We start from the raw sequence: 16,958 nt of genomic DNA on the forward strand, positions 1-16,958 counted from the left end.
TCAGCTGCACGCGGGCTCTCACCAGGTATTCCAGTTCCTGCCGGAATACCTGTACCCACCTTGCCAGCAGTTTCAACATGGCTGGCCCCTGCTTTAAGCCCAGCATTCTCTGCATTTCCTGCACCAGTCTGTCCATTGCCTTTAACCGCGCCACCAGCAGTATCCACAGATCCATCTGCCATTTGAGCATCACCAGCGACTGCACCAGGCACGAGTTGCGCGGACAATCCGGTTGCCCCTCCTACCTGACGGTTACTGCCTGACGCAGCTACCGTTTCTCCCGCCAGCTCTCCGTTTAACGGTACAGGCACTCCAGCCATAATGTTATTCTTAACCGTAGCTGCCTGTTCACCAGTCGGCAGCGTTTTACCCGCGGTTTGTGTCAGCATGGACTCCAGCTGTTCAGCCAAACCCTTCAACAACTGATGTAGTGGCGGGCCAAAAACAGCTTGATGTAGACCCTTTACCGTTTCCGCTGTAACCGGAAGACCACGCTGAAAAGCAATACCTGTTGCCTGCACCCATTCTTCAACAGGCACCTGTGCAGGTTTGGTTGTCATCATATTTTGAACCATGGCTACATTATCCTTGGTCAAAGGTAATCCGCTTCGCTGCATAGCTAACAGCAGTTCCCGATTCCCCTTGGTATCTGGCAAACCTACCTCCTGAAGCAAATTGTTCAAAGATGCCTGTGGCAGTTCTGCCAATGTACCCGTCAGCGGTTTCATTACCGTTACGCCATTTTCACCTGGAGGCTGGACCTGAAGCAGTGTTGTTTCACCTGGCCGAAGCGGAGTTTCTAATTTTGCACGCACCTGTACACCCTGAATCTGAAGAACCGCATCTGCTCCATCATCGGATACACTAACCACAGAACCCCTTACAACCTGACCTTCCTTTAACTCCAGTGGCTTGGCATTTCCCGGTTTACTATCTCCCAGCAGCCCACGAATCACGGAACTTATATTCATACCCTTACCCCTCCCTCCGTGAATGGTTTAATTAAAATAAAGTGTGCTGTTCTCCGAGCAGATTGCCGAGAAAACTGCGACGATGCATGGGTGTAGCACCACGAGCCATAATTTGTTCACGATGAAATTTCGTTGCATATCCCTTATGTATCGATAAACCATATTCCGGATATAACGTATCCCAATCCTCCTTGCAAAGCCTATCCCGGGTAACCTTCGCAATAATGGATGCTGCCGCAATGGATTGACTGTTTGCATCGCCTTTTATAATGGACAACTGCGGTATATTCACATCTACCTTTTCGGCATCTACCAACAGGTAGTCAGGCACGCCCTCAAGTGCTTCTACCGCACGTTTCATGGCAAGCCTTGCAGCCTGTTTAATATTCAATTGATCAATCGTTTCCGCATCTGCATAACCGATTCCCACTGACAACGCCTTTTCCATTATAATGTCATATAATGCATCGCGCTTTTTCTCCGTTAATTTCTTGGAATCATTAACCCCTTCCAAAATCAGATCACGAGGTAAAATAACGGCTGCCGCTACTACATCTCCAAATAAACAACCGCGTCCCACTTCATCAATTCCGGCAATACTTTCAAATCCACTTTCCCAATATTCACGCTCATAAATCAGCAGATCTTTGGACTCCACCATTTCTTTTTTCTTCTTTTTCGGTTCAACCAGGGCATCCAGTTGCGTCAATTCAATTAACTCATTCATTTCATTCATTACGGTGTCATCTCCTCTGCCCACTCTTGCTTCAACACATCACTTTTATATCATTTTATTATATAGACGTAGATTCCCGATTTTTGTTGTATCAGATCCTATTAAATAAGAAATAAGATTCTGTAAAGCATATATGATAATACGATGATGAGATATTATTTTATCGGTATCTGATCGCTTAAATTGAAGATATTCAGCATTGAGCAGGCTAAATCTTCATCACTCATCATAGCATGATTTAAGAGACCCAGATATACGTTCAATACAATCCCATAAAGTGCAATTTTCTAGAATCACCTTCCAGATCAATCAAAGTTCCTTTATTTTAAATTCCAGTATGGCAAAAAGCGACCGCTCCCGGTAATCCGGTAACGGCCGCTTCTTTCGGCAGTTGTCTCTTATTTAATAAGGAGCTTCCATAGAGAAACGTCCCATTTTGCCCGCACGCAATTCACGCAGAAATGCTCGCGATGCCTTTTCCAAATCGATACGCCCACCACTTACCACACAACCACGTATACGACCAACCTGTTCCATAATCGCAACAACGCTGTCCGAATCATCCGCATCCTTGGAGAACTCCTGAAGTCCATAGCGTTCTTCAAGAGAATCCCAGTAATAACGCATTAGATAACTGATGCCAAAAAAGGCGATGTCTTCTGCATTCAGAATCTCTTCCTTAATTGCACCTGTTACCGCAAGACGATAACCCACGTTTTGATCTTCAAATTTCGGCCAAAGAATACCCGGGGTATCCAGCAGTTCCATTTCTTTACCAACTTTGATCCACTGTTGTCCCTTCGTCACACCAGGACGATCTCCCGTTGCCGCAATGTTCCGTCCAGCTAGTCGGTTAATTAGCGTGGATTTACCCACGTTTGGAATACCAACAATCAGTCCACGAACCGCTCTCGGGTTAATCCCTTTAGCTATTTGACGATCAATTTTTTCTTTAAGGAGAAGCTTCGCTTGCGTTGGGATGTCTTTCACGTTGGTACCTGTTGAAGCATCTACAGGGAAAGCAGTGATTCCCTCTTTTTTGAAATATTCAATCCATTCTTGCGTCACTTTCGCATCCGCCAAGTCGGACTTATTCAACAAAATCATCCGGGGTTTGCCCTGTAAAATCTCGTCAATCATCGGGTTGCGGCTGGAGACAGGCAGACGGGCATCCAGCAGTTCGATGACCACGTCAATCAGCTTTAACTTATCCTGAATCTGGCGTCTGGCTCGGGTCATATGACCTGGAAACCATTGAATCGTCACCTTGTCTTCACCTCATTATTTGTTGATATACAAGCTTTTTCTACGACATGCACACCGCATCATTTCGCTGGCAAAACAATCTTAGATTTCTATTATCCCCAGATTAGTTCTGCCCTCTACGTTTTGGTGTACACTTTATATTTTGCTTATATATCCTGCATTCATATTAATGGTTAATCCATTTGATATCGCCGATCGGCCAGAAAATCACATCTGCACGACCTACAATATCCGTCAGTGACACATAACCGATCATACGGCTATCTGTACTGTTCGGACGGTTGTCCCCCATTACAAAAACATGACCTTCAGGTACTTTCCCATCCGGGAATTGCTCATTAGGGAAGTCCTTCACGTTATAGGTTCCACCGTTCGCTTCAGCAGCATCAATTGCTCCCTGAATGTAAGTCTCATCGACTTTTTTACCATTGACGAGAACTGTATCGTCCTGAACCTCAACGGTATCACCAGCGACAGCAATGACACGTTTAATGAAATCACGGCCTTCGGTTGGAACGTGGAATACGATTACTTCTCCGCGCTGTGGTTCTCTGATATCATATAAAATTTCATTGACGATCACACGTTCACCTGTATGAAAATTCGGCTGCATGGAAGGCCCGTCCACAACAAACGGTTTGAACAGTAACCACCGAATCAAAATGACAAGTACTAGTGCGATCACGATGGCTTTGAGCCATTCGAAAATTTCATTTTTGGCTTTTTTGGATCGACTGCCTTTCTCTTCGGCAGTATTGCCCTGGTCCTGTTGAACTTCCTGTTCCATTAATGATCTTCCTCTCTTCACAGTACATGTTATAGCAGTTTTTACACATCATCAGTTATGTAATCTTACACGCAAGCATTACCAGTACATTTAATCCACAATTCAAATGTCCCTCAATAACTGATTTCACAAGCCTCCCGGACTATTCGCGCGTGTGCCGCCATACCATTTTACTCGGAAGTGCACCTCCGGTTCAACTTTTCCCGGACAAAAACGAAAAGGGCTTGTCTCCAAGCCCTCCCCGGTATCCGTTATATTAACGAATTTCTTTAATTCTCGCTGCTTTACCGCGTAGTTCACGAAGATAATAAAGCTTCGCACGACGCACTTTACCACGGCGAGCCACTTCGATTCTATCGATTTTAGGGGAATGAAGCGGGAAAGCTCTTTCCACACCTACACCGTAAGAAATTTTACGAACTGTAAAAGTCTCACTGATTCCACCACCACGGCGTTTAATCACAACACCTTCGAACAATTGGATACGCTCACGAGTTCCCTCGATTACCTTAACGTGCACTTTCAAAGTGTCACCAGGACGAAAACTCGGAATATCCTTACGAAGTTGTTCTTGTGTAATCGCTTGAACGATATTCATCTATGACTCCCTCCTTCCGTACAGGCGTTCATACTTCTTCCAGAGAACACCTTGTCTCCTTCATTATCCATAGAGGACCGCCGTATTCCACATAACAGACTTATTGTATCACGCACCATAACAAAACACAAGGAAAAATAAACAAATTGCTGACAGAACTCTCTGGTTCTTCAATGCCCTTTAATCCTTATTAATTTCCTTTACTCCAATTAGACGTTATCCGTTATACGTTCATCTTAAATACGTCCTGAATTTTATTATAGTCTCATTACAATTCCATTAAAATACACCTGTCCATGCGCTTTTCTACACAATTCCTTTATGCACATCAAAGCTTCGCCCTATGGATTGTAATAATTAGTATTCTTGAATAAGTCAAGCATTAGACGGAAAAAATACTGTAACTTTCTGTCAAGAAAGATCGTCTATGATATAGCTTGTTGGATTACGTGCTGATGCATCTAAATGTAATTCCACGCAGAAATGAAATGGCAAAAGGAGAACCAAACGAATTATGAAATACTTCAAAAAAATTGCTCTTGCTGCACTCGCATTACTCACTTGTACCATTACAATGTATGCGTATGCGGTAACTCATCCTACCAATGCAATGTCTCACAAAGCATGCACGTCCTGGGATATGGTCAAACGTAAGGCATTTCTAATGTCTCACTCCGATTATTCCAGCAAACCTGCACTTGATCTGGCTACCTTTCACATCGCACAAGGTTCAGCTACTGAAGTACCTGTACTGATGTATCATTACATACAGCCCAAAATTAATAATCATGAAACAAACAACAAATCGATCATTAATCTGGAAGACTTCGAAGAAAACATGAAATATTTGCATGAAGAAGGCTACAACACAATTACACTGGAGCAGCTTGAACAATACGTGAACGGACAGATCTCCCTGCCCCAAAAATCTATTGTCATCACCTTTGATGATGGGTATCAGAACAATTATACTTTAGCCTACCCTGTGCTCAAAAAATATAATTTCCATGCTTCCCTGTTTGTAATCGGCAGCAAAATTCAGGATCAGCCTTCGGCTTTTGATCCAGCCAAAAAAACGTTTATCTCCAAACAGGAGATGCAGGCCGCTAAAGACGTCTTTGAGTTCAACAGCCATACCTATAATCTGCATCACAAGGGATATATGCGTTGCGGCGACAACGTGCCCGTCGGACTCGACACAAAACTGCTGAATAATGACGTCAAGCTAATGAAAGAAACTGGTATTGATACGCCGTATCTTGCCTACCCTTTCGGTTATACCAGCACGCAGATGATCTATCAACTGCAGCAAAATGGGTATCGTATGGCCTTTTCCGTACGTTCAGGCTTTGTTCGACCTGGGGATAATCCTATGAAGCTCCCACGATTAACGGTTACGACAGGAACCGATTTGGCTGCATTGCTCCATCCTGAATCAGACCAACAGGAAATCCTTCCTGTCGTAGAGATCAGTCATTAAGCTAGATTGAAACTTCCCCGCCTGGATAAAGAGTCGAGCTATACAGCCTTTTCGGCTGAAGCTGGGCTCTTTTTATGTCCAAAGAGGTTGGAGTGGTTACATCCCTCATTGAGCTGGAATAGATTACGGCTTCATGTGCATCATAGATGATGACCTGCTCCCTTCCGCTCTGACACAAGTCGGCATGTAAGGCATAGCCATCTTTTCCGAACGTTGCAACCGTTTGCATATTACCATTGATCAAAGATGGCAGGACACCCCCACCTCGGCGATAAGCCATAATATAGTCAAGCCCGCTGTCATCCCAGTTACGTACAGGCTCAATAATGGTTAACCATCCACGCGTTTTACGATCTTCTTTCCAAAGTTCCTTTCCGTCGCTATCCAGCATAAACATTCCATCCTTGCCATTCTCATCTCCACGAATAATCCGATCCAGGCCAGCAATCTGTAATCCTTGTCTTTCTCTATAAAATTTCCCCAATGCAATATGCTGTGATTCAATCGAATCCTCATAACGCCATTTTTCATTACCGTACCGATCCATCATCACCGTGACACTGCCACCGATAACAATTTCAACCTCCCCGTCCTCGTCCACATCGCCAAACCATATACAGTCTGCGTGATCATCAAGATTCTGACAGGACCATAATAATGTTCCATCATGATCCAGCATGTCATACCCGGCCATCACTTCATCCTTGCCATCCCCATCGATATCGTAGACCCACGGAAAATGACCTATATTGCCTTCATGCTTCCACAACAAATTGAAATCGTGATCTAATGCCCATAACGTCTTATACCGATCCTTCAGCAGGATATCCATCGTGTGTTGGTCACCAGTCAGGTTTGCAAGAATAAGACAGTCATGCGCTTGCTCTCCAGGCAAATCATGACGTTTCTTTATCTCTCCGGTTCTTCCGTCCAGAATAAGAAATTGTTTGTTCATTACACACAGCACTTCATTATTTCCGTCCCCATCCCAATCTACAATCTGAGCGGGATAGTCTGATCCTGGACCACCTGCATCCGGGTCCGGTGTTCCGACCTGCCACATTAATGTTCCATCCAGATCATATGCCGACAAACAGCATACCTGATGCGGAACGTAACGGTCGTCTATGCCCCCATCTGCCTGCACCAACAGCATCTCAAGCCTGCCATCTCCATTTAGATCTCCCAGAAGCATCTTGCAACGCTCTCCAGCTTCGCTAATATCCACTCTGCCAACTTCATAAGGCTGATGATTCATAATCTTCCTCCTCAGCATGTCGTCTTCATACGCTTCTAGCTGAGATCACCATAAAGAAATTTTTCAGTTTATACAACCCTATTTCGGAACATGCAAAAATGTTCAAAGCGGCAAAAGTGTTCAATACAGAAAAAGACCAACCTTCATATCACAAGGCTGGTCTTTCAAGCTTTCGAATGAGATTATTTTACTTACTCAAACGAAATATCATCAAATTACTCTGCATTCTTTTCACGATCGGAACGAATCTTCTTTAGCCAAATCCGTTCTTTGTCCGTCAGGTCTGCCGTCTCCAACATATCCGGTCTACGTTCCAGCGTGCGAAGCAAGGATTGCTCCCTGCGCCATGCCTCAATATTCAGATGATGTCCAGATAACAACATATCGGGCACCTTCATACCTCTAAATTCCGGAGGACGTGTGTAGTGCGGGTACTCAAGCAATCCGGTACTGAATGAATCCGTAACAGCACTTGTCTCATTGCCAAGTACACCCGGAATAAGGCGCACAATACTATCAATCGCCACCATCGCAGGCAGTTCGCCACCCGTCAGCACGTAATCACCAATCGACAATTCGTCCGTCACAAGAAATTCACGGATACGCTCATCGTAGCCTTCATAATGTCCGCAAATAAAAATCAGATGATCTTCTTGTACAAGTTCTTCTGCTTTTTTCTGTGTGAACGTCTCACCTTGCGGGCACATTAGAATGATACGTGGCGGTTTCATCGTTGCCGCCGCTTCGCCCCGTTGTTCTAATACATCCTCAACAGCAGCAAAGATCGGATCTGGCTTTAATACCATACCTCCACCACCGCCGTAAGGTGCATCGTCAACTGTATTATGTTTATTGGTCGCAAAATTCCGAAAGTTTGTTGCTCCCAGAGATACAAGCCCTTTGGTTTGGGCTTTGCCCAGAATGCTGGTTCCGAACACACCGTCAAACATTTCCGGGAATAGGGTTAATACATCCACTTTCATGTTATAGCAGCCCTTCCATCAGGTGAACCTTGACTTGCTTCTCTGTAACATCCACATCAAGAACAACATCATCAATAACCGGAAGCAGAATTTCTTTACCTGCAGGCGTTTTGACAACCCATACATCATTCGCTCCAGGAGTCAAAATCTCAGAGATGGTTCCAAGTGTTTCACCCTCTTCGGTGATGACAGAACACCCAACGATTTGATGGAAGTAGTATTCACCTTCCTCCAGCTCTGCCAGATTCTCTTTTAACACTTTGGCCATGCCGCCTTTAAACTTCTCTACTTCATTAATGTTGCCATACTCTTTCAGACGAAGAATATACATATTCTTATGCAAACGTGCAGATTCCACGTTAACCATAACTGGATGATTATCTGGTGTAAAGAAAAACAACTCTGCATTTTTCGCAAAACGCACTTCCGGAAAATCAGTTAAAGGCATGATTCTCACCTCGCCACGAATTCCATGCGTATTGACGATTTTACCTACATTCATAAACTCTGCCATACTTTCCTCCTACAATCCATTCATATTGGTACGTATATGTGATGATCTCCCGCAGCCGTTCTGGTTACGGATCGTTCTTCGGATCGCTGTTATCCTAACGCTTCTTCAGAATCGATTCCGTACCCTTCACTACTTCCGCAGATAATCATACTTGACGAGCTTTTTCAATCCTATTATTTAAGTTTCAGCATGCACGAAAAGGGGCTAGGACATGCATCCTAACCCCCTTTCGTATATCTTTAAGATAAGATATCAACGGTTACCCGTTTATCCATCTTAACTGCTGCTGATGTGACGACTGTACGAAGAGACTTTGCGATTCGCCCCTGTTTACCAATCACTTTCCCAACATCGTCAGGATGAACGGTTAACTCATAAACGACAAGCCGGTCTTTCTCAACCGTCCGAACCGCCACATCTTCCGGATGATCGACCAAAGCCTTAGCAATTATGCTTACTAATTCTTCCATAGAGGACCCTCCGAATCAGCACCTTATTTAGTCAATTTAGACTCGTGGAACTTCTTCATCACGCCCGCTTTGCTCAGCAAGTTGCGGACAGTGTCAGATGCTTGTGCACCGTTTTGAAGCCATTGCAATGCTTTATCTTCATCGATCTTAACAACAGCCGGTTGTTCAACCGGGTTGTAGTAACCGATCTCCTCGATAAAACGACCGTCACGTGGGGAACGGGAATCCGATACCACTACGCGGTAGAAAGGAGCTTTGTGAGCACCCATACGTTTCAGACGAATACGAACTGCCATTTGAAAATTCACCTCCTTCAATGAAATCTGTATATCGTTCAGCTGCTCCCAGAATCAACGGAAAGGAAACTTCATTCCTTTGCCCAAACCCTTGAGCTGCTTCATCGCTTTGTTCTTGCCGCCTTTAGGTCCCATCATATCTGAGAACTGTTTCATCATGCGGCGCATCTCATCAAACTGCTTGATCAGACGGTTTACTTCGGCCAGGGATGTTCCACTACCTGTAGCAATCCGCTTCCGGCGACTATGGTTGATCATATCAGGGTTACGTTTCTCCTCGGTCGTCATGGAGTACACGATCGCTTCGATCCGGCCCATCTGTTTATCATCAACCTTCAGGTCCTTGGCTTGTTTCATCTTGCCCATACCAGGAATCATATCCATGATCTGATCGATTGGCCCCAGCTTTTTCACTTGATCCATTTGCTCCAGGAAATCTTCAAACGTGAATTCTGCATTACGCATCTTCCGTTCCATTTCCTTGGCTTTATCGGTATCAATGTTGGACTGTGCTTTCTCAATCAGAGAGAGCATATCACCCATACCAAGAATACGTGAAGCCATACGCTCCGGATGGAAAGGTTCCAGTGCATCAAGTTTCTCACCAAGGGAAGCAAACTTGATTGGGCAACCGGTGACTGCTTTAACGGAAAGCGCGGCACCACCACGAGTATCTCCGTCAAGCTTGGTCAAAACGACACCCGTCAGATTAAGCTGCTGGTTAAAGTGTTCTGCCACATTAACTGCATCCTGACCTGTCATGCTGTCTACGACAAGCAATACTTCATCGGGATTTACTACGCTGTGAATCTGACGAAGCTCTTCCATCAGTTCTTCATCGACATGCAGGCGTCCAGCTGTATCGATAATGACATAGTCATTACCGTTGTCCTTGGCATGCTGCAGACCCTGACGTGCAATTTCTACAGGGCTTGTCTGATCTCCCAGGGTAAATACTGGCGCTTTGATCTGCTCGCCGAGCACTTGCAACTGCTTGATCGCTGCTGGACGATAAATATCTCCTGCAACAAGCAACGGTCTACTATTCTGCTTTTGCAGCATTTTAGCCAGTTTACCGGATGTAGTCGTTTTACCTGCACCCTGCAAACCAACCATCATCAGTACCGTAGGCGGTTTGTTCGCTTTAGCCAGCTTCGACTGGCTTCCACCCATCAAATCCGTCAGTTCCTTGTTTACGATGTCGATAATGACCATTCCTGGCGTGAAGCTCTCCATGACTTCTTTGCCAACAGCCTTCTCTTTCACCTTGGCGATGAATTCCTTGACCACTTTGAAGTTTACATCCGCTTCGAGCAATGCCAGACGTACCTCGCGCATAGCTTCGGCAACATCTTCATCTGACACCTTGCCTTTGCCGCGCAGCTTGCTGAACACATTCTGCAATCGGGTCGTTAATCCTTCAAATGCCATGATCCCACCTCCTTAAGCTGTAATACTGTTTTCAGGACCGATACGTTTCATTCAACTCTTACGAACTACTCTCTGAGTTGATGAATAATATCGTTTATTTGTTGGTTGTTATCAATGGAAACGCCTGCGCGCTCCAATGCATTTTGCAAATCTTCAAGATTACGGTTGCGCCGTTCGTGCTTCTCCAGCAAGCCAAGCTTGCTTTCGTAATTTTCCAGCACTTGTTCGGCACGCTTGATATGCTCGTATACCGCCTGGCGGCTGATCTCGAACTCGGCTGCAATCTCGCCCAGCGAGAAATCATCATGAAAGTAATACTTTAGAAAAGTCTGCTGTTTCTCGGTAAGCAACCGTTCATAGAAAGCAAACAGCAAGTTAATCCGGTTTGTCTTCTCAAGCCGGTTTTCTTGACTCATAACGGGGCACTCCCTTCGTCAAGGAAAAACACTTTACACTCTTGCAACGTTCCTAATAATACCTAAAACAAATCAGGTTGTCAAGCAAAAATACTTGTCACAATAAAAACGTTCATTTTACACTCATTTTTCGTGCCTACACTCTTGATCTTAGCCATTTATCTACAGTAGAATTCAGCCTGCTGTTCCCTTTATATAGAACAAAAAAACGAATGGGTCTCCACAGATGGAGCCGATTCGTTTTACGCTATCTACCGTGGCCTAGCGAAGTGGTGTCAGGTACAGCAGTACCATAAAGAAATGAAGAATACTGCCTGCGAGCACAAAGAGATGCCAAATCGCATGGTGGTACGGAAATCCACGCCACACATAAAAAAGCGTACCCAGTGTATACATCAGACCTCCAGCAACCAGCAGCACAATTCCGCCTGTAGGGATGGCAGTCATAAGCGGTTGCCAGGCAATAACGATGAGCCAGCCCATCGCAATATAGAAAATCGTGGACATGAACAGAAACCTTTTCGTAAAAAACGCCTTAAAGATTACGCCGAATAATGCGACTCCCCAGATTATACCGAACAGGGTCCATCCAAGTGTGCCGCGAACAGCAATAAACAAAAGTGGAGTGTACGATCCCGCAATAAACAAATATATGGAAGAATGGTCGAAAATCTCAAATAAGTCTTTCACTTTTCCATCTTTCCATGCATGCACGAGTGTAGAGCTCGTATATAGCAGCAGCATGGTGATCCCGTAGATCGTGAAACTGACCACATGCCAAGCCGTGCCTTTCATACTTGCAAATACAATCAATATCACCAGTGCAGCTACACTGAGTGCAGCGCCGATTCCATGTGTCACCGCATTGGCGACTTCTTCACGGCGAGAATAGGTATGAGTATTGGCCATTTTCAACCGTCCTTTCTAACCCTTTAGCATTGCCTGCTTTATTCCCATTATACACGTATTGCCAGTGACATTACACGTGACACTTATCACGTATATCACTGGCAATACGGTTAACGCTATCCTATTTATTAATGATTCTAGGAATTAGCTTCCTCTTCTTCAGCACTTTCAGCTGGCTGTTCTTGAATCAATCCGGCAAACAACGCATGTACGAATTGCTCCGAGTCGAATGGCTGCAGATCATCAATTTTCTCACCCAGTCCGACCAGCTTCACAGGCAGATCCAACTCCTGACGAATTGCAACAACAATACCACCTTTGGCGGTACCATCCAGCTTCGTCAGTACAAGTCCAGTTACCCCGCTCTTCTCTCCAAAGAGTTTGGCCTGATTCAGTGCATTCTGACCTGTAGTTGCATCCAGCACCATTAATACTTCATGAGGCGCTTCCGGAATTTCACGTTGAATGACACGATAGATTTTGTTGAGTTCGTCCATCAGATTGGATTTATTTTGCAGACGGCCTGCTGTATCACAGAGCAATACATCAGCACCCCGCTGCTTTGCAGCCTGTACAGCATCATACATTACAGCTGCAGGGTCAGAACCTGATTGTTGCTTGATGACTTCCACACCAGCACGTTGTCCCCATACTTCGAGTTGTTCGATCGCTCCGGCACGGAACGTATCACCTGCTGCCATAATGACCTTTTTACCCTGCTGTTTGAAGCGATGGGCCAGCTTACCAATCGTTGTTGTTTTACCAACACCATTAACACCAACAAACAAAATGACCGTAATGCCATCCGGATTCATTTTCAGTTCATTATTCTGCTCGCCACGAAGCAAACCCGTCAGTTTTTCGGACAATACAGGCTGTAGTTCAGCCGCATCCTCAATTTTACGTTTTTTGACCTCATCACGCAGATCTTCAATCAGTTTCATGACCGTATTGACACCTACGTCGGCTCCAATCAGAATCTCTTCCAATTCTTCATAGAATTCCTCGTCGATTTTTTTGCGACGGATAACGAGATCCGATACTTTCTCTACAAGGCCTTTACGCGTCTTTTCCAATCCGTCCTTGAACTGTTTGGTAACCGACTCCGTTTTGCTTGCAATGCTGTCTCTCAGCTTTTTAAAAAAACTCATAAAGCCCCTCCATCGTGTACATTTCTTAGTTTAAATGATATTAGATGAGTTCATGCGTGACAACCAACTCAAAGATTAGGCAATGACAGCTTCCTCATCTTCCAGTTTAACCGAAACGAGCTTGGATACTCCGCCCTCTTCCATCGTGACACCATACAGCACATCCGCTTCTTCCATTGTGCCTTTGCGATGTGTAACAACGATGAATTGTGTTTGTTCCGAGAACTCACGCAAATACTGGGCAAAACGCACCACGTTGGCTTCATCCAGTGCCGCTTCCACTTCATCCAGTACGCAGAACGGTACCGGCTTAACATGCAGAATAGCGAATAAGAGAGCCATCGCGGTCAACGCTCGTTCCCCACCGGATAATAGCTGCAGGTTTTGCAGCTTTTTGCCTGGTGGCTGTGCGACGATATCAATGCCCGTATCGAGCAAACGCTCAGGGTCCATCAATACAAGATCGGCGCGACCTCCGCCAAACAGCTTGGTGAAGACAGCCCCAAACTCTCGGCGAATCGCATCAAATGTTGCCTTGAATCGTTTGGCCATCTCTTCTTCCATTTCTCGAATAACCTGATACAACGTTGTTTTGGCTTCAACCAGGTCATTCTTCTGCGTGCTGAGGAACTCATACCGTTCGTTAACCCGCTGGAATTCCTCGATGGCTCCCAGATTGACGTCGCCAAGAGCTGCAATGCTGCGCTTCAGTTTCTGAACCTCAGCTTGTGTGCTCTCCACATCTTCTGGTACTGGATAACGCTCTTTGGCGAGTTCATAGCCGAGCTCATACTCATCCATCAGTTTGCGCAGAATATTTTCCAACTCAACATCAAGTCTGTTCACGGAAATTTCCGTTTGTCGCATCTGTTCCTCCACAGCTTTCAGCTGTGTGCGCTGTTCCTTCGTTTCACTCTCGGCAAGCTCAAGCTTCTTCGACAGCTCGCTTCGGGCAGCACGCTTGAAGTCCAGCTCCTGTGCAGATTCCGCTTTTTTCAGCTTGTATTGGTTAAGATCTTCAATCTGTTTAACACTCTCAGTCTCTGTTTTCTTCAGATCGGCTTCCATGGAGGCCAGCAACGTACGATTTTGACGAAGATCCTTCACCAGTGAATCCACTTCGCGCTCCAGACGACGCAATTGCTCCTCGTTGGAGAATCGTTCCTGATCCAGTTTCCCCTCTCGGACTTTCAGATCAGTGAGTTGGGTCTGCAATTCCTCCTTCGCCGATTCATTCGCTTTACGTGCAAATTCTGCGGCATGAATGGCCCTATGAGTTGCCTTCTCTTCTTCCTCAAGCTGCTCCAGCTTCTTCACGGCGACATCGCGAGCTGTATCCATCTCTTTGATTTCTTCGGTAAAGCCACTCTTCTCCTGCCCGGCTACAGCAACCTGTTCCAGCACGTGACGCAGCTCATGTTCAACCTGCTTCATTTCCATTGAAGCCTGCTGTTCTGCATTCCGAGTGTCATCTCCAGACTGACGCAGCTCGTCCAGCTTGTCCTGGCACTGCTCCAGTTGAGTTTTTACATCATCCACACTGCGATGAAGTTTTACGATCTGATTTTCGGTATCCAAAATATCCTGGTCCAGCTGGTCCAGCTGCCGTTTGCGACTGAGCAGACTTACATTTTTCTTGTGCTGGCTACCACCAGTCATCGAACCACCCGCGTTAACCACATCGCCTTCCAGGGTTACGACCCGGAAACGATATTGGCAGCGAGCCGCGATCTTATTGGCATCCTCCAACTTCTCCGCAATAATGACATTTCCGAGTAAGCTTCCAATGATCGCAGCATAACGTTCTTCGTATTGTACGAGATCCGCACCAATTCCCACAAAACCATCCATGCCTTCGATCATCGAACGTTCACCCGCACCAATGGTACGTGCACGAATAACATCCAGCGGGAGGAACGTAGCTCTGCCCAATTGACGTTGTTTCAGAAAAGCGATCGCCTGTCTGGAAACCGATTCATTCTCCATGACGACATGCTGCAGGGAAGCGCCCATCGCTGTCTCTACCGCAAGTTCGATCTTTTCAGGCACTTTAACGAGCTCTGCAACGGCTCCATGAACCCCGTTCAGTGTACCTTTGCGTGATGCCTTAAGAACTTCTTTGACACCCAACATGAAACCGTCAAAATCATCCTGCATCTCTTTCATTGTATCGCGACGGGAGACCTGGGCTTCACGCTTCTGCTCCCATTTACGAACAGTTCCCCGGCTTTCTTCGAGCAGCTTCTGCAACGATTGGAGACGTTCACTTTCCGTAATGTAACCACCGCGCAGATCACTGATTTCCTTGCCCAAGCGAACAACTTTTTTCTCAATCTCCGATTTGCGGGCTTCCAGCGTTTCCTTCTGGCCTTCCCACTTGCCGGATTCCTCTGTCGCGCGATTCATTCGCCGTTCCAGCGTTTCTTTCTGTTGGTCCGCGTAACGAATTTCATTTCGTGTCTGAGCCATCTGATTCATCAGTTCCAGCAAGTTGCCCTTAAGGCTTTCCTCCTGCTGTTGGCTAATGCCGCCAGTAACACCGACAAGTTTAGCCTCTTCTTCGGATAGGCGGTTTCTTACGTCACTCAATTCCAGTTCAAGCTTGGCAAACTTTTCGCGTAATGCAAGTAACTCGGCTTCACGCTCCCGATGTCTCTCTTCACTCGCTGCAAGCGTCACTTTAAGCTGTTCCTGGTTCGTCTGCAGATGACGCGAACGCTCCTTGAGCAGTTCTCCTAGCCCTTCGCTCTTCTCCGTTGCTTCACTGAATTGCAATAAGGCCGATTGCAGCTGTTCCGTCTCCGTCTCCAGCGTACGCAGTGCATTCCGGTCACTTTCCAGCTTGGCATCATGAGTGGAGACGATAGCCGCCAATCCTACTTCTTCCTGTTTCAACGATTCAAGTCGTTGGTTTGCTTTGCTCCAGGAAGCGTGAATTTGTTCAATCTGATACACATACATGGAGATTTCCTGTGATTTCAGCTGTCCACGCAATTCCTTATAATGGACTGCTTTCTCCGATTGTTCCTTTAACGGACCAATCTGGTCTTCTAGCTCGGTGACCAGGTCATGAATGCGCAATAAATTCTGTTCCGTCTCATCCAGTTTGCGAGTAGCATCCCGTTTGCGAGATTTATATTTAACAATACCTGATGCCTCTTCAAAGATCCCCCTGCGATCCTCTGAACGGGTACTCAGAATCTCTTCGATTCGCCCCTGTCCAATAATCGAGTAAGCTTCCTTGCCGATCCCGGTATCCATAAACAATTCGGTAATATCCTTCAACCGACACGACTGCTTGTTGATAAAATATTCACTGTCTCCGCTGCGATGTACACGACGCGTTACCGTTACTTCGCCAAAATCCAAAGCAAGCGCATGATCTTCGTTATCCAGCGTCAACGAAACTTCACCATAGTTAACAGCCTTCCGTGCATCACTGCCAGCAAAAATGATATCTTCCATCTTGCCACCACGCAGTGATTTGGCGCTTTGTTCCCCAAGAACCCAGCGTATGCCGTCTGAAATGTTACTTTTGCCACTTCCGTTCGGGCCCACAACAGCGGTTATGCCACGAACGAATTCCATTTCCGTTTTGTCGGCGAATGACTTGAATCCACCCAGTTCAATCCGTTTCAAAAACATAGGGTTTCCCGTCACCTCCTCTTGCAAATTTCAAATGTTGCATTCAG

Annotated in this window: 15 protein-coding genes and 1 pseudogene; 1 reads left to right on the plus strand and 15 read right to left on the minus strand. The window is 45.8% G+C overall.

The features are described from left to right. The 5 genes and pseudogenes from A6049_RS10755 to rplS form a co-directional block, all read right to left on the minus strand. Positions 1–971: pseudogene (locus A6049_RS10755) on the minus strand (hypothetical protein); the annotation flags it as partial. 31 nt (positions 972–1,002) lie between these two features. Continuing rightward, complete coding sequence (locus A6049_RS10760) at positions 1,003–1,707, minus strand: ribonuclease HII (protein ID WP_090805376.1); 705 nt, start codon at positions 1,705–1,707, stop codon at positions 1,003–1,005. Positions 1,708–2,109: 402 nt separating this feature from the next. Continuing rightward, positions 2,110–2,973: a ribosome biogenesis GTPase YlqF gene (ylqF, locus tag A6049_RS10765; protein ID WP_063564655.1), complete on the minus strand. Its 864-nt coding sequence runs from the start codon at positions 2,971–2,973 to the stop codon at positions 2,110–2,112. Between the two features lie 166 nt (positions 2,974–3,139). Further along, positions 3,140–3,760, minus strand: a complete 621-nt coding sequence (gene lepB / locus A6049_RS10770; RefSeq protein ID WP_063564656.1) for a signal peptidase I — start codon at positions 3,758–3,760, stop codon at positions 3,140–3,142. A 256-nt stretch (positions 3,761–4,016) separates the two neighbouring features. Next, positions 4,017–4,358, minus strand: coding sequence for a 50S ribosomal protein L19 (gene rplS, locus A6049_RS10775; RefSeq protein WP_024630190.1), 342 nt, complete (start codon positions 4,356–4,358; stop codon positions 4,017–4,019). 514 nt (positions 4,359–4,872) lie between these two features. Here rplS and A6049_RS10780 point away from each other — a divergent pair. Next, positions 4,873–5,838 carry a polysaccharide deacetylase family protein gene (locus A6049_RS10780; protein WP_063564657.1) on the plus strand — a complete coding sequence of 322 codons (966 nt, stop codon included), beginning with the start codon at positions 4,873–4,875 and terminating at the stop codon, positions 5,836–5,838. A 1-nt stretch (position 5,839) separates the two neighbouring features. Here the strand turns inward: A6049_RS10780 and A6049_RS10785 are convergent, their stop codons facing one another. The 10 genes from A6049_RS10785 to smc form a co-directional block, all read right to left on the minus strand. Continuing rightward, on the minus strand, positions 5,840–7,096 hold the full coding sequence (locus A6049_RS10785; RefSeq protein ID WP_063564658.1) for a hypothetical protein: 1,257 nt from the start codon (positions 7,094–7,096) through the stop codon (positions 5,840–5,842). A gap of 215 nt (positions 7,097–7,311) precedes the next feature. After that, positions 7,312–8,079: a tRNA (guanosine(37)-N1)-methyltransferase TrmD gene (gene trmD, locus A6049_RS10790; RefSeq protein WP_063564659.1), complete on the minus strand. Its 768-nt coding sequence runs from the start codon at positions 8,077–8,079 to the stop codon at positions 7,312–7,314. Position 8,080: 1 nt separating this feature from the next. Then, positions 8,081–8,593, minus strand: a complete 513-nt coding sequence (rimM, locus tag A6049_RS10795) for a ribosome maturation factor RimM (RefSeq protein WP_063564660.1) — start codon at positions 8,591–8,593, stop codon at positions 8,081–8,083. 239 nt (positions 8,594–8,832) lie between these two features. Then, entirely contained in the window at positions 8,833–9,063 is a 231-nt protein-coding gene (locus A6049_RS10800) for a KH domain-containing protein (protein ID WP_063564661.1), read from the minus strand. A gap of 23 nt (positions 9,064–9,086) precedes the next feature. Next, positions 9,087–9,359, minus strand: a complete 273-nt coding sequence (gene rpsP / locus A6049_RS10805; protein WP_024630184.1) for a 30S ribosomal protein S16 — start codon at positions 9,357–9,359, stop codon at positions 9,087–9,089. Positions 9,360–9,413: 54 nt separating this feature from the next. After that, complete coding sequence (ffh, locus tag A6049_RS10810; RefSeq protein ID WP_063564662.1) at positions 9,414–10,790, minus strand: signal recognition particle protein; 1,377 nt, start codon at positions 10,788–10,790, stop codon at positions 9,414–9,416. Between the two features lie 65 nt (positions 10,791–10,855). Further along, positions 10,856–11,206 carry a putative DNA-binding protein gene (locus A6049_RS10815; RefSeq protein ID WP_063564663.1) on the minus strand — a complete coding sequence of 117 codons (351 nt, stop codon included), beginning with the start codon at positions 11,204–11,206 and terminating at the stop codon, positions 10,856–10,858. A gap of 261 nt (positions 11,207–11,467) precedes the next feature. Beyond that, positions 11,468–12,115 (minus strand): PAQR family membrane homeostasis protein TrhA, encoded by a 648-nt coding sequence (gene trhA, locus A6049_RS10820; RefSeq protein WP_063564664.1) that lies wholly within the window; start codon positions 12,113–12,115, stop codon positions 11,468–11,470. A 137-nt stretch (positions 12,116–12,252) separates the two neighbouring features. Continuing rightward, positions 12,253–13,266 carry a signal recognition particle-docking protein FtsY gene (gene ftsY / locus A6049_RS10825; RefSeq protein WP_063564665.1) on the minus strand — a complete coding sequence of 338 codons (1,014 nt, stop codon included), beginning with the start codon at positions 13,264–13,266 and terminating at the stop codon, positions 12,253–12,255. A gap of 75 nt (positions 13,267–13,341) precedes the next feature. Beyond that, positions 13,342–16,911: a chromosome segregation protein SMC gene (gene smc / locus A6049_RS10830; RefSeq protein WP_063564666.1), complete on the minus strand. Its 3,570-nt coding sequence runs from the start codon at positions 16,909–16,911 to the stop codon at positions 13,342–13,344. Positions 16,912–16,958: the final 47 nt, after the last annotated feature.

The sequence above is a fragment of the Paenibacillus sp. O199 genome (genome assembly GCF_001636635.1).
In the GTDB taxonomy this organism is placed as follows: domain Bacteria; phylum Bacillota; class Bacilli; order Paenibacillales; family Paenibacillaceae; genus Paenibacillus; species Paenibacillus marchantiae.

Excerpts from the sequence above, each read along its gene's own strand:
- A6049_RS10760 (WP_090805376.1), bottom strand. The coding sequence starts at position 1,707 with ATGAATGAAATGAATGAGTTAATTGAATTGACGCAACTGGATGCCCTG.
- lepB (WP_063564656.1), bottom strand. The coding sequence starts at position 3,760 with ATGGAACAGGAAGTTCAACAGGACCAGGGCAATACTGCCGAAGAGAAA.
- rplS (WP_024630190.1), bottom strand. The coding sequence starts at position 4,358 with ATGAATATCGTTCAAGCGATTACACAAGAACAACTTCGTAAGGATATT.
- A6049_RS10780 (WP_063564657.1), top strand. The coding sequence starts at position 4,873 with ATGAAATACTTCAAAAAAATTGCTCTTGCTGCACTCGCATTACTCACT.
- A6049_RS10785 (WP_063564658.1), bottom strand. The coding sequence starts at position 7,096 with ATGAATCATCAGCCTTATGAAGTTGGCAGAGTGGATATTAGCGAAGCT.
- trmD (WP_063564659.1), bottom strand. The coding sequence starts at position 8,079 with ATGAAAGTGGATGTATTAACCCTATTCCCGGAAATGTTTGACGGTGTG.
- rimM (WP_063564660.1), bottom strand. The coding sequence starts at position 8,593 with ATGGCAGAGTTTATGAATGTAGGTAAAATCGTCAATACGCATGGAATT.
- A6049_RS10800 (WP_063564661.1), bottom strand. The coding sequence starts at position 9,063 with ATGGAAGAATTAGTAAGCATAATTGCTAAGGCTTTGGTCGATCATCCG.
- rpsP (WP_024630184.1), bottom strand. The coding sequence starts at position 9,359 with ATGGCAGTTCGTATTCGTCTGAAACGTATGGGTGCTCACAAAGCTCCT.
- ffh (WP_063564662.1), bottom strand. The coding sequence starts at position 10,790 with ATGGCATTTGAAGGATTAACGACCCGATTGCAGAATGTGTTCAGCAAG.
- A6049_RS10815 (WP_063564663.1), bottom strand. The coding sequence starts at position 11,206 with ATGAGTCAAGAAAACCGGCTTGAGAAGACAAACCGGATTAACTTGCTG.
- trhA (WP_063564664.1), bottom strand. The coding sequence starts at position 12,115 with ATGGCCAATACTCATACCTATTCTCGCCGTGAAGAAGTCGCCAATGCG.
- ftsY (WP_063564665.1), bottom strand. The coding sequence starts at position 13,266 with ATGAGTTTTTTTAAAAAGCTGAGAGACAGCATTGCAAGCAAAACGGAG.
- smc (WP_063564666.1), bottom strand. The coding sequence starts at position 16,911 with ATGTTTTTGAAACGGATTGAACTGGGTGGATTCAAGTCATTCGCCGAC.